We start from the raw sequence: 13,031 nt of genomic DNA on the forward strand, positions 1-13,031 counted from the left end.
GACGTGGTGATGCGCAGACTTTCCCCTATTTCGGTCGGCCCGGCGACCATCGATATGCCGGTGATCCTGGCCCCCATGACTGGCGTCACCGACATGCCATTTCGCACTTTGGTGCGCCGTTATGGTTCCGGGCTCAACGTCACGGAGATGATTGCGACCGCCGCCATGATCCGCGAAACCCGGCAGTCGCTGCAAAAGGCGGCATGGCATCCGGTGGAAGAACCGGTTTCGATGCAGCTTGCCGGATGCTCACCCACCGAAATGGCCGAAGCGGCAAAGCTGAACGCCGACCGGGGCGCGGCGATCATCGACATCAACATGGGCTGCCCGGTGAAGAAGGTCGTGAATGGCGACGCGGGCAGCGCGCTGATGCGCGACCTGCCCTTGGCAGCGGCGCTGATCGAAGCGACCGTGAAAGCGGTCAACGTCCCCGTGACGGTCAAGATGCGAATGGGCTGGGACCATGCCAGCCTGAACGCCCCCGAACTTGCGCGGATCGCTGAAGATCTGGGCGCGAAGATGATCACCGTGCATGGCCGGACCCGGTGCCAGATGTATAAGGGCAGCGCTGATTGGGCATTCGTCCGCAGCGTGAAGCAGGCGGTCAAGCTGCCCGTCATCGTCAATGGCGACATCTGTTCGATAGAGGATGCCGACGCGGCGCTGGAGCAAAGCGGAGCCGATGGCGTGATGATCGGTCGCGGCGCTTATGGACGGCCGTGGTTAATCGGGCAGGTAATGCACTGGTTCCGCACGGGGCAGAGGCTGGCCGATCCTTCTCTTGCTGAACAATATAACGTAATTACAGATCATTATCGCGCAATGTTGGACCATTATGACAGAATGACAGGCGTCAACATGGCCCGAAAGCATATCGGCTGGTATACCAAGGGTCTTGTTGGATCGGCGGAGTTTCGCAACGCTGTCAATCAGGAACCTGACGGCGATGTCGTTCTGGACATGCTTGCCCGTTTCTATGAGCCACTGATCGCGCAGGAAGGGCCAGCCGACACGCGCGAGGCAGCATGACGGCACCGGTGCCCGCCATCCCGCCGCCCAACGTGCAGCCGGACGGCCCTTCCTTGGCGGAACTGATGACGGCGCTGCCGGTGGCGACGCTGGTCATCGCACCGGACAACGTCATCTTCGACGCTAATGTATGGGCCGAAACACTGCTCAACATGGCACGGTCGGCCATCGTAGGAAGTGACGTCACCCGCACGATCAGAATGGCCGAAGCGGGCGCGCGCTTCGATATTTGGCATAGCAATAAACCCATCGCCGCCTATGACATCAAGGTTCATGCCGGACGCACTGCCGAGATGGAAGTCGACCTGATGATCGCGCCGATCATCGACCATGAGGGATGGCGCATCATTTCCATCCATGCGCAGAGTCATGCGCGCAAGATCGGCCACAGGGGCACGACTGGCGGCGCTCGTTCGGCAATCGGCGCGGCGGCAATCCTGGCGCATGAGATAAAAAACCCGCTTTCGGGTATTCGTGGCGCCGCGCAGCTTCTGGAGTCAGGCAATGAAGGGCATGACACCACGCTGACCCAGTTGATCTGCAACGAAGTCGATCGCATTGCCGCCCTGATCGACCGGATGCAGGATTTCACTACCGACCGAACACTGGAGTGCCGGCCGGGAAATATCTATCCGCTGATCGACCGTGCGGTCAATATCGCGGCTGCCGGTTTTGCAAAAGACGTCCGTATCATAAGGCGTTATGATCCTTCTCTTCCATTCGCTATCATAAATGATGATGCACTGGTGCAGGTCATGATCAACCTGATCAAGAACGCCGCCGAAGCGCTGGAAAATGTGGATGAAGGGTGGATTCGAGTGGAAACGGCCTTCCGTCATGGCGTGTCGGTCGTCATGGGCGAAGGGAAGGGCAGCGCCGTGCTGCCGATCGAGATATTGATCGTCGACAATGGACCCGGCGTGCCGGACCATATTCTGGACCACCTGTTCAATCCCTTCATCACCGGCAAGCGCGATGGCCAGGGACTGGGGTTGGCCCTGGTCGATAAGCTGGTGCGCGACATGAACGGGTTTGTACAATATTCGCGCGATCGGGAAGCAGGGGAATCGACCTTCCGCATCCTGTTGCCAATGGGGATGGGATGATGAGCGCGACCGGCGCGATTTTGGTGGTGGACGATGATCCGGCGATTTGTGTTGTCGTCGGAGAAGCGCTTCGGCGGCAAGGCCACAAGGTCAAGACCGCTTCATCCATCAAGGAACGCGGCGCGCTGCTGGAAAGCTTCGCGCCTGACGTGTTGATCACTGACGTCATGCTGCCTGACGGTGACGGGCTGGATGGGGTGGCGGAGATATTGGAACGAAGTCCCGACCTTAGCGTCATCGTGCTGTCTGCCCAGAACACGCTGAACACTGCGATCCGCGCAACGGAAAAGGGCGCGTTCGAATATCTCCCCAAGCCGTTCGACCTTAACGAACTGGCTCGAGCAGTCGGAGATGCGTTGGGCGCGGGCAAGGCGCATGACAGTGACGGCGCGGATATGGGCTTGCCCCATGACGGGCTCCCGCTGGTCGGTCGATCACCCGCGATGCAGGAGGTTTATCGTACCATCGCGCGGGTCCTGTCGAACGACCTGAGCATATTGGTGCTGGGCGAGTCCGGTACGGGCAAGGAACTGGTCGCGGAAGCCATTCACAGCCTGGGCCAGCGCAGGACTAAGCCGTTCATCGCGATCAACATGGCGGCCATTCCCCGCGAACTGATTGAAGCTGAACTGTTCGGTTATGAAAAAGGCGCGTTCACCGGCGCGCACGCCCGCACGGCAGGTAAATTCGAGCAGGCTCAGGGCGGGACGCTGTTTCTGGACGAAATAGGCGACATGCCGATGGAAGCGCAGACCCGCCTGCTGCGCGTCCTGCAATCTGGTGAGGTGACAACGGTCGGCGGATCAAAACCCGTTCGTGTCAATGTCCGTATCATCGCCGCGACCAACAAGGACCTGCCTACGCTGATCGATGAGAACAGGTTTCGGCAGGACCTCTATTATCGGCTCAACGTCGTCCCGATCTCCCTCCCGGCGTTGCGGGAACGGCGGGAGGACGTCATCATGCTGGCACGGCACTTCCTTGATCGCGCCGCGCTGGAAGGTTTGCCCCGGAAAGCACTGTCCGATGATGCCGCGCAGTTGCTGATGGCCTATCACTGGCCGGGCAATGTGCGAGAGTTGCAGAATCTGATGCAGCGGCTGGCGGTGCTGAGTCGGGAAAATGTCATCGCGGCGGACATGCTGCGTAACAGCTTGCCGCTGGATACGGTGCCCGCAGACTATGCCGCGCCCGCCGACCAGTTAGGTCAGGCGGTGCGTGAATGGGCGAAGCGCCAATTGGGGGTTGGCCTCGGCCAGCCTAATCGAGCGCTGCATGACGACCTGCTCGCCCTGGTTGAACCGATATTGCTGCAGGAAACGCTGGCGAGTGTTGATGGCAATCAGATTCGCGCTGCGGGCCTGCTGGGGATTAATCGCAACACACTTCGCAAAAAGCTGACCGACTATGGGCTGGACCCTCTCCAATTGCGCGTCGCGGATTGAGGGTATGGGACGAAACGATCGGACTGTCCGGCAAGAGGACAGCTCAGGTCGATTACTGTGTTTGATCGAGCACGGCGTTGTTGTAACAATGCCACTATGGAAGGCGCAGTAACTCTCCCCAGGCGGGGCCGGACGTGGAAGAAGCATGTTCCGCCGTTCCTGCGCCGTCGGCTGGCACCCTTGGTGGAAGCGGCAACGCTGGTGCTGTTTCTGGGGACGGCTGGGCTCACCTATTCTCTGCTGTCGGGGCAGGGGCAATCCTACACTCTGCTGACCCCACCGATCGTGGCGCTGCTGTTGGTCTGCAACCTGGTTCCCGCCATCGCACTGCTGGTGTTGCTGGGACGGCGCGTCGCCCGGCGACGCGCGGCGCAATCGGCGATCGGCAGCGACGGGCAGTTGCACGTGCGGCTGGTGGCTATCTTTTCCCTGGTCGCCAGTGTGCCGATGCTGCTGGTCGTGATCTTCGCTTCGCTGCTGTTCCAATATGGCGTGCAATTCTGGTTTTCCGATAGCGCGCGAGGCATGTTGCAGAATGCAAGCGACCTGGCGCGCGGCTATTATGAGCAGAATCTGCGCGAGGTCGGCGACGAAACCGTCACGATGGCAAGCGACCTGCGCGACTATCTGTCCCAATCCAAGGTTTCGAGCCCGCGTTTTGCCGAGGGGTTCATCTATCAGGTCGTGACCCGCAAGCTCAACCGGTCCGCCATCATAGAGGTTGGTGACGATGGCGTTGCGCGCACGGCCGCCACCGTAGACCCGGACAGTCGCCCCGCGTCTGAGATGCTCACCGATGATGTCATTCGGCGGCTGGCATCGGGGGAAAATGTCGTCGTCGCGGCCAAGCCCACTCAGATCGAGGCGGTGACGTTGCTATATCCGGGCGCGAAAATCTATCTTTATGCCACGCGGGATTCAGGTTCCACGGCGTTCAGCAATGTGGAGCGGGCGCAGAAAGTACTGGCGGACTATGACATATTCGCCGCGCAATCCCGCGCGCTGCAATTGCGGTTCAACGTGGCGCTGTTTGTCGGATCGCTGCTGCTGGTCGGCATAGCAGTCTATATTGCGCTAGCCGTTGCCGACTGGATGGTACGACCCGTCAATGAATTGGTTACGGCGGCCCGGCGCATTACGGCGGGCGACCTGTCGGCGCGTGTTACCAGCCCGCAATCGCGCGATGAGATTGGCACGCTGGCATCGGCTTTCAATCGAATGACCCAGCGGCTGGAGGCTCAAACGGGCGCACTGGTGGCTGCCAACAGTCAGCTGGACGAACGACGGGCCTTTATCGAAGCGATCCTGTCCGGCGTGTCGGCGGGCGTGCTGTCGGTCGACCGCGACGGTGTCATCCTGCTGCTCAACAGCTCCGCCGCCGCTATCCTGGTCAGAGAAGGGGATGACCCGGTGGGCCGTCCGCTAAGCGATGTTTCGCCCGAACTTGGCGCACTCATCATGTCGGAAGAAGATGCGGGCATCGTGCAGACGCGCGCCTATGGCGAAGTGCGTACGCTCGCTGTCAAGGTTTCCCAGGACGCGTCCCGGCACATCCTGACCTTCGACGACATCACGCAGCAGCTTTCCGATCAGCGGCGAGCGGCGTGGTCAGACGTTGCGCGCCGTATCGCGCATGAAATCAAAAACCCGCTGACGCCGATCCAGCTTGCCGCTGAACGGCTCCAGCGCCGCTATGCCGACGAAGTGACTAGCGACAAGAGCACCTTTACCCGCCTGACCGGGACGATCGTGCGGCAGGTCGGGGACCTGCGGCGTATCGTGGATGAATTCTCGTCCTTCGCTCGCATGCCCAAGCCAGTATTTCGGCGCGAAGCGGTGGGCGACATCGCGCGCCACGCGCTATTTCTGCATGAAGTGGCGCATCCGGGCATAAAGTTTGAATTCGACACGGACGAACGGGATATCGAACTGGTATGCGACCGGCGGCAATTGGGGCAGGCGCTTACCAACATCGTCAAAAATGCGGTGGAAGCGATTGAGCCAAAACCAGAACCGGCGGCGGGCGAGGTGCGCGGACATGTCCGCATGACCATGGGCCGGGAGGACGGATATCTACTGATCGAGGTTCGTGATGACGGCATAGGCCTGCCCCCGGAGCGGGAAAGGGTGCTGGAACCCTATATGACCACCCGCACAAAGGGTACGGGCCTGGGTCTGGCGATCGTCAAGAAGATCGTTGAAGAACATATGGGCGAGATTCGACTGGGCGATGCGGAGGGAGGCGGAACCTGTGTCGCCCTTCGTTTCCCCGTCGGGGCGCTTGAAAAATTGGAAGAAGGGCAGGTCCTGACCATGCCTAAGGGAAAAGTGACGGCCAATGGCGCTTGATATTCTGGTAGTCGATGACGAAGAAGACATTCGCGATCTGGTCGCGGGCGTGCTGGAGGATGAGGGCTTTACCACCCGTACTGCCGCTAACAGCGACAGCGCTATCGAGGCGCTGGACGCGCGGCGTCCGTCTCTGGTGTTGCTCGATGTGTGGCTTCAGGGGTCGAAGCTGGACGGTCTGGAACTGCTTGACGAGATCAAGCGACGGGACGCCACCATTCCGGTCCTCATGATTTCCGGCCATGGCAATATAGACACGGCCGTCGCGGCAATCCGCAAGGGGGCGGCCGATTTCATCGAAAAGCCGTTCGAAGCGGACCGCCTGCTGCATCTGGTTTCCCGCGCTACAGAGACCGAAAGGTTGCGGCGCGAAAATCAGGTGCTGCGGGCTCGCTTTGGCCAGGATGACGAACTGACCGGCACGTCTGCGGCGATCAACGGCGTCCGGGCAACGATCAAAAAGGTCGCGGGCACCGGCAGCCGCGTGCTCATCTCCGGCTCCGCAGGCGTCGGCAAGGAAGTGGCGGCGCGCATGCTCCATAGCTGGAGCGGGCGGGCTGACGCACCGTTCATCGTGGTTGCGGCCGCCCGGATGGACCCCGACCGGGTTGAGGAAGAGTTATTCGGGGTGGAAGACCCAAGCGGGCTGGTGCGACCGGGCTATCTGGAACAGTCCCATGGCGGTACGCTCTATCTGGACGAAATCGCCGACATGCCTTTGACGACGCAGGGCAAGATATTGCGAGTGCTAACGGACCAGAGCTTTACGCGGGTAGGGGGGCAGCGGCAGGTCAAAGTTGATGTGCGCGTCATTTCCTCCACCGCTCGCGACCTGACTGTGGAGATTGAGGAACGACGTTTCCGCGAGGATCTGTTCTACCGCCTGAATGTCGTGCCGCTGGTTATTCCGTCACTTGCCGAACGGCGCGATGACATTCCGCCTCTGGTCGAACATTATCTGGCTCGATTCGCCGCCGACCGCCGCGTCCCCGCCCCTGAAATTGCGAGCGACGCCATGGCCGCGCTGCAGGCGAATGAATGGCCGGGCAACGTGCGCCAGCTTCGTAATGTCATCGAACGAACCATGATCCTGGCGCCGGGCGAACGAATTGGCCGGATCGAACTGGACATGCTGCCTAGTGAATTGACGAACAATGGCGGCGGGGAGGCGGTTGGGCAATCCGCCATCATGGGCGCGCCTCTTCGCGAGGCGCGCGAGAGTTTCGAACGCGAATATCTGCGCATCCAGATCAGACGCTTTTCAGGAAACATCTCTCGCACCGCGACGTTCATTGGGATGGAACGGTCTGCCCTGCATCGGAAGCTCAAGCTATTGGGCATTACCGACGGCAAGGACAATTGACACATAAGGATAAGCCGTTGCACATCAGGGGCATGGACGCCCTTTCGCAATTGCGGTAGGTTCCACGCGCTTCCGACAGGCGGAAGCAGGCAAGACACCCTGCCCAGGGGTGCAAGAGCGGGTAACGTCCCGCCAATAAGGACTGGTGACCACCATGGCCGATAAGATGAACAATCTTCAGGATATTTTCCTGAACAACCTGCGCAAGACCAAGACACCGGTCACCATGTTTCTGGTGAAGGGCGTGAAGCTGCAGGGCATCATTACCTGGTTCGACAATTTTTCTGTGCTGCTGCGCCGCGACGGTCAATCGCAGCTGGTCTACAAGCATGCGATCTCCACCGTCATGCCCGCACAATCCATGGACCTGACGGACCTGCGCAAGATTGGGGACGGTAACGGCAAGGGCAAGCTGCTGCAGGAAATCTTCCTGAACGCCGTGCGTAAGTCGGGCAGCCCGGTCACCATGTTCCTGGTCAATGGCGTGATGCTGCAGGGTGAAATCGCAGCTTTCGACCTGTTTTGCATGTTGCTGGAACGCGACGGCATGGTCCAGTTGGTCTACAAACACGCCATTTCCACGGTTCAACCGCTGCAGGCGCTGGACCTGAGCGGTGAAGGCGAGGACGACGATTGAGCCTTTTTGCGATTTTCTGCCGTCCGTTAATGATACGCGCGGGCGGTTGAGGCGTTAGGGCGGACATGGCTGTCTTCAATCGTGATTCCGATGATGAAGTCTCGCGCGGCGCGCGCGCAATCGTCGTGCGTGCGGAAACCTACGGTGCCGAAAGGCGCGACAGCGACGCGCGGCTGGAAGAGGCGAAGGGCCTGGCGCTGGCGATCGGTATCGACGTTCGCGCAGCTCAGGCTTTTCGCGTGCGGGATCGCAAGCCCGCGACACTGTTCGGCAGCGGGCAGGTTGACCAGATCGCGGCGCTGGCCGAAGCTGAGGAAGCAGAGCTTGTCATCATCGACAATGCACTCAGCCCGGTTCAGCAGAGCAATCTGGAAAAGGCCACATCGACCAAGGTGATCGACCGAACCGGTCTGATCCTGGAAATATTCGGTGAGCGAGCAGCGACCAATGAAGGGCGGCTTCAGGTCGAGCTTGCGCATCTCGATTATCAAGCTGGGCGGCTGGTGCGTAGCTGGACTCACTTGGAAAGGCAGCGGGGCGGCTTCGGCTTTCTGGGCGGTCCTGGCGAAACCCAGATTGAGGCTGACCGCCGGATGATCCGGGACCGAATGGCCAAAATCCGCCGCGAACTGGATCAGGTCACGCGCACCCGCAGTCTCCACCGCGCCCGGCGGCAGCGCGCGCCGTGGCCGGTGATCGCGCTGGTGGGCTATACCAATGCGGGCAAGTCCACGCTGTTCAACCGGCTGACCGGCGCTGACGTCATGGCGGAAGACTTGCTGTTCGCCACCTTGGACCCGACCATGAGGCAGATTGCCTTGCCCGGATTGGACAAGGCCATCTTGTCGGACACGGTGGGTTTCGTGTCCGACCTGCCCACCCAATTGATCGCGGCGTTCCGCGCCACCCTGGAAGAAGTCCTGTCCGCCGACCTCATCATCCATGTCCGCGACATCGCCCACCCCGATAGTGAAGCGCAGCGTGACGATGTCATGGATGTGCTGAGCGAACTGGGCGTAGCTGGCGAAGGGGCGCTGGAAGGGGGCGGTGAAGAAGCACCGCTGCCGATCATCGAAGCGTGGAACAAGTTGGACCTGCTGGACGATGAGGCTGCGGAGCGGATTCGTGAATTGGCCGCGCGCCGGGACGACGTGGTGCTGCTGTCTGCGGCAACGGGGCAGGGTGTTGACGGTCTGCAGCGGGTGATCAGCACCAAGCTGACTTCAGGTGCCCAAATCCATCGACTGCGCGTGCCATTATCGGACGGAGCGGCGTTGGCCTGGCTGCACGAACATGGCGAGGTAATCGATAGCATCACGGAGGAGGGGGAGATGCAGGTCGATGTTCGCTTATCCGATTCCGCCCTTGCGCGGTTCATGAAGCGTGGGCGGACTACGGCCTAAGGTCGATCGGGCCTGCAAATGATGAGCGGTCGTGGGGAACGGAACGTTACCAGGAAGACCGACGTCAAAGCGCGCCCTGGCGCTTGGCCTGTTTCCACAACGCTTCCTTGCTATCCAGCGTCAGGCCAGAAAAATCGTCCCCGGCCATGGATTCCATCGTACGAAACCGGCTCTCAAACTTTGCCGTTGCCGCACGCAAGGCGACTTCGGCATCTATCTTCAGATGCCGTGCGAGGTTAACGACGGAAAAGAGAAGGTCGCCAATTTCTTCCTGATGCTCGTCCGGCGTCGTGGCGTCGCGGACTTCCTGCAATTCTTCCTCGACCTTGGCGACGACGCCGTCCATGTCCGGCCAATCGAAGCCGGTGCGGGCAGCTCGCTTCTGTATCTTTTCCGCGCGAAGCAGTGCCGGCAGAGCCTTGGCCACCCCGGCAACAGCGCTGCTGTCGTCGTCTTTCCCGGCACGTTCAGCCGCTTTAATGTCTTCCCAGCGCCTGTGGCCGTTCTCCCGATCGGTGCCTTCGCCAAAAATATGCGGATGACGCCGGATCATTTTCTCCGTGATGCCCTCGATCACGTCCTGGAGCCGGAAATGTCCGGCCTGTTCAGCGATGCGGCTGTGAAACACGACCTGGAGCAGCAAGTCGCCCAGTTCATCCCGCAGCGCCGCCATATCGTTGCGCTCAATGGCATCGGCGACCTCATAGGCTTCCTCGATCGTGTAGGGCGCGATGCTGGCAAAATTCTGGTCTATGTCCCATCGGCAACCCGTTTCCGGGTCTCGTAACCTGGCCATGACTTTGGCGAGGGGCATGATGTCAGCGAGGCTTGGACGAGCATTGGAAGACATAGGCAGTCCTGCGGCATGGATGGGTTGCGTTTCGATCTGAAGGGCAGACGCCCCGCTCAAAACTTATTCGATAATATATATTATGTTAAATACGTGCATCTTCTGCCGCCTTGGATCAATCCTCCAGGATGCGGCTGTGCTTTTGTGTATCACGCATGCGAATGTACACGATGAGAGAGATCGCGATCATGATCGTGACGTAGATGTAGAATGCATGCTCGATGTCCAGATGCTTGAAATATAATGCGACAAATTCGGCAGTGCCGCCAAACAGCGTGTTAGCCAACGCATAAGGCAAAGCCACGCCGAGCGCTCGGATATGCGCCGGAAACAGTTCCGCCTTCACGACTGCGTTGATAGACGTATATCCCGTGACGATGATCAGCCCGGCCATGACCAGAAGCCCGGCTACAAGTGGGTCGCGCGTCACCGCCAATGTCGCAAAGATCGGATAGGTGCAAAGGACGCCCGCGACGCCGAAGCCTATCATCAGCGGCTTTCGGCCGATACGGTCGGATAGCATGCCTGCAAGTGGCTGCAACATCATGAAGACGAACAGCGTTATCCCATTGATTTGGGACGAAACCTCTCGACTGAACCCGCTGGTATTGACCAGGAATTTCTGCATGTAGATGGAATAGGCGTAGAACGCGATCGTGCCACCCGCGGTGAGCAGCATCACTGTCAGGGTTTCGCGCGGATGCTTGGTGACCAGTTCAACAAAGCCGGACTTTGGTGAATTGTCCGCTTTCGCGATGACATAGCTTTGCGTTTCGCTAAGGCCTCGCCGCAGCCAGAAGACGACAACTGCCAATGCTCCACCGATCAGGAACGGGATGCGCCATCCCCACGCTTCAAGCTGCGGTTCACTCAGCAATGCCTGTAGAATGAGCAGAACGCAGATTGCGACCAATTGTCCAGAGATCAACGTAACATATTGAAAGCTGGAGAAGAAACCACGCCGTTTGCGCCCCGCCATTTCGGACAGATAGGTTGCACTGGCACCATATTCGCCACCGATCGACAATCCCTGCATCAGGCGGGCTAGGACTAATAGCAGCGGTGCGCCGATGCCGATGATCGAATATCCGGGGATGATCGCGATCAGCAAGGAACCTGCGCACATCAGCGCGACGGACAAAGTGAGTCCGCTCTTGCGCCCATGACGGTCGGAATAGACCCCCATCATCCACGCCCCAATCGGCCGCATCAGAAAACCGACAGCGAAAATGCCCGCCGCGCCTAATAGCTGAGCGGTTCGGTCATCGCTGGGAAAAAAATGCGGCGCGAAATAGAGGGTGAAGGCCGCATAAGCGTACCAGTCATACCATTCGACCAGATTGCCAGCCGAACCGCCGATGATCGCCTTCATCCGTTCACGCTGGGTCGGCGGTCGATGGGCCAGCGGTGCGGTCATGGCGTCAACACCATTTCGCCATTCTGGACGCCCCAACTGTCCAGGCGCGACAGCATGTTCATGCCAATCACATTCACTTCCCCAAAAGTCGGCGAAACCACAATGTCGATGTCACTGGCGCGGATCGGGCCAATAGCGAGTGTGGAAACCGAAGCACGCTGGACGGCAATCCTGCCATTCGCTGTCATCATGGATACCCCCGGCGCATTAAGGTCGAAGTTCAGCCCGGCGTTGCGCGCGGATTGCACTGAAAGCGCGGTAATGCTGGCACCGCTGTCGATCAGAAAACGCGTTGGCGTCCCGTTAACGGTGCCTTCCACCCAGAAATGACCATCGGGTGCCATTGGGATACGCAGCGCCTGCCCTTCGACCTGGGCGGTAGGCACAGAAGCGGGCGTGGGGCTTTCGGATTGCTGGGAAGAAGAAGCCCCTTCCCTTTGCATCTGCGCGGAAAAAAGACCGCTTCGTTCACCCAGTTTGAACAGCATCAGCAGCACGGCGAATATGACGACCCAAAACAAAGCCATGCGGAGCAGCCCGGCCATGGGCGCGCGCCTGGCCAGCAGTGCGGAACCGACCAGGATCAGCGCCAGCACATACCAAAGGCTGGACATCGCCTGATCACCGCTCACGTCCATCAGCCGCGCCGCCCCTCGCCGTCGAGTTCCATCACCATGCCGTCATAGGCCGGCTCCACGCCATCGGGAAGGGTCTGGCACAGCGTGGCATAGTCCATGCTCTGGTCCATATGGGTCAGGACCGCCCGTCGAGGTGCCAATGCAGCGATGCCGTCCAGTGTCAGTCCCAGATGCGGGTGGGTGGGATGCGGCTTTTCCCGCAATGCATCCACCACCCAAATATCCAGCCCGTCATAGAGGGCTATCATCTCCGCAGTGAGTGCATGAAAATCAGTAGCATAGCCAACGGAATAGCCGTCATGGCTGAAGCGAAAGCCGGTCGAATATATTTCCCCATGCGGCTGATCGGTGCAGGCGATATCGATGTCGCCAATGCGCAATCCGTCTGGCAGAATGTGGCCTTCTATCGTCGCATGATAGCCCTGGCGCCCTTCAAAAGCGTAGGCAAAACGTTCACCCAACAACTTGAGCGTCTGGCGGCGGGCATAGCCGGGAACGGGACTGCGTCGATGATGATAGAGTTGACGCACATCGTCTATGCCGTGGCAGTGGTCCGCATGGTCATGGGTCCAAAGGATAGCATCGATGTGAACAACGTCAGCCGCCAGCAGTTGCGCGCGCATGTCGGGTGACGTGTCGATCAGCAGGCGTGTCGTCGGGCTTTCGACCAGGATGGATACGCGGGTGCGCCGATTTTTCGGTTCATCGGGATCACAGCTTCCCCAGTCATTGCCGATCCGGGGCACCCCCGACGATGTGCCGCAACCCAGGATGGTGACTTTCAGCCCCATGGA

11 protein-coding genes are annotated in these 13,031 nt (G+C 59.9%); 7 read left to right on the plus strand and 4 right to left on the minus strand.

What is annotated here, in order from left to right:
• The first annotated feature begins 9 nt into the window (after nt 1-9).
• From dusB to hflX, 7 genes are all read left to right on the plus strand, one after another.
• Nucleotides 10-1,029: a tRNA dihydrouridine synthase DusB gene (gene dusB / locus FHS54_RS07610; protein WP_167303187.1), complete on the plus strand. Its 1,020-nt coding sequence runs from the start codon at nt 10-12 to the stop codon at nt 1,027-1,029.
• Complete coding sequence (locus FHS54_RS07615) at nt 1,026-2,135, plus strand: two-component system sensor histidine kinase NtrB (protein ID WP_167303188.1); 1,110 nt, start codon at nt 1,026-1,028, stop codon at nt 2,133-2,135. The genes dusB and FHS54_RS07615 overlap by 4 nt, the downstream gene beginning before the upstream one ends.
• The gene (ntrC, locus tag FHS54_RS07620) at nt 2,135-3,580 is read left to right on the plus strand and encodes a nitrogen regulation protein NR(I) (protein ID WP_167303605.1); all 1,446 of its coding nucleotides are present in this window, start codon (nt 2,135-2,137) and stop codon (nt 3,578-3,580) included. Before FHS54_RS07615 ends, ntrC begins: the two co-directional genes overlap by 1 nt.
• A gap of 96 nt (nt 3,581-3,676) precedes the next feature.
• Nucleotides 3,677-5,929, plus strand: coding sequence for a sensor histidine kinase (locus FHS54_RS07625; RefSeq protein ID WP_167303189.1), 2,253 nt, complete (start codon nt 3,677-3,679; stop codon nt 5,927-5,929).
• Entirely contained in the window at nt 5,919-7,292 is a 1,374-nt protein-coding gene (ntrX, locus tag FHS54_RS07630; RefSeq protein WP_167303190.1) for a nitrogen assimilation response regulator NtrX, read from the plus strand. The genes FHS54_RS07625 and ntrX overlap by 11 nt, the downstream gene beginning before the upstream one ends.
• Before the next feature lie 154 nt (nt 7,293-7,446).
• A complete protein-coding gene (gene hfq / locus FHS54_RS07635) occupies nt 7,447-7,929 on the plus strand; it encodes an RNA chaperone Hfq (protein ID WP_167303191.1) in 483 nt (160 codons plus the stop codon).
• A gap of 65 nt (nt 7,930-7,994) precedes the next feature.
• A complete protein-coding gene (hflX, locus tag FHS54_RS07640; RefSeq protein WP_167303192.1) occupies nt 7,995-9,332 on the plus strand; it encodes a GTPase HflX in 1,338 nt (445 codons plus the stop codon).
• A 64-nt stretch (nt 9,333-9,396) separates the two neighbouring features.
• Here the strand turns inward: hflX and mazG are convergent, their stop codons facing one another.
• The 4 genes from mazG to FHS54_RS07660 all read right to left on the minus strand — a co-directional run bounded on the left by mazG (nt 9,397) and on the right by FHS54_RS07660 (nt 13,028).
• Nucleotides 9,397-10,182, minus strand: a complete 786-nt coding sequence (mazG, locus tag FHS54_RS07645; RefSeq protein WP_167303193.1) for a nucleoside triphosphate pyrophosphohydrolase — start codon at nt 10,180-10,182, stop codon at nt 9,397-9,399.
• A 115-nt stretch (nt 10,183-10,297) separates the two neighbouring features.
• The gene (locus tag FHS54_RS07650) at nt 10,298-11,599 is read right to left on the minus strand and encodes an MFS transporter (RefSeq protein WP_167303194.1); all 1,302 of its coding nucleotides are present in this window, start codon (nt 11,597-11,599) and stop codon (nt 10,298-10,300) included.
• Complete coding sequence (locus tag FHS54_RS07655; protein WP_167303195.1) at nt 11,596-12,237, minus strand: retropepsin-like aspartic protease family protein; 642 nt, start codon at nt 12,235-12,237, stop codon at nt 11,596-11,598. Before FHS54_RS07655 ends, FHS54_RS07650 begins: the two co-directional genes overlap by 4 nt.
• Nucleotides 12,237-13,028 (minus strand): MBL fold metallo-hydrolase, encoded by a 792-nt coding sequence (locus FHS54_RS07660; RefSeq protein ID WP_167303196.1) that lies wholly within the window; start codon nt 13,026-13,028, stop codon nt 12,237-12,239. Before FHS54_RS07660 ends, FHS54_RS07655 begins: the two co-directional genes overlap by 1 nt.
• Nucleotides 13,029-13,031 lie beyond the last annotated feature (3 nt).

The organism is Sphingobium vermicomposti (genome assembly GCF_011762025.1).
In the GTDB taxonomy this organism is placed as follows: domain Bacteria; phylum Pseudomonadota; class Alphaproteobacteria; order Sphingomonadales; family Sphingomonadaceae; genus Sphingobium; species Sphingobium vermicomposti.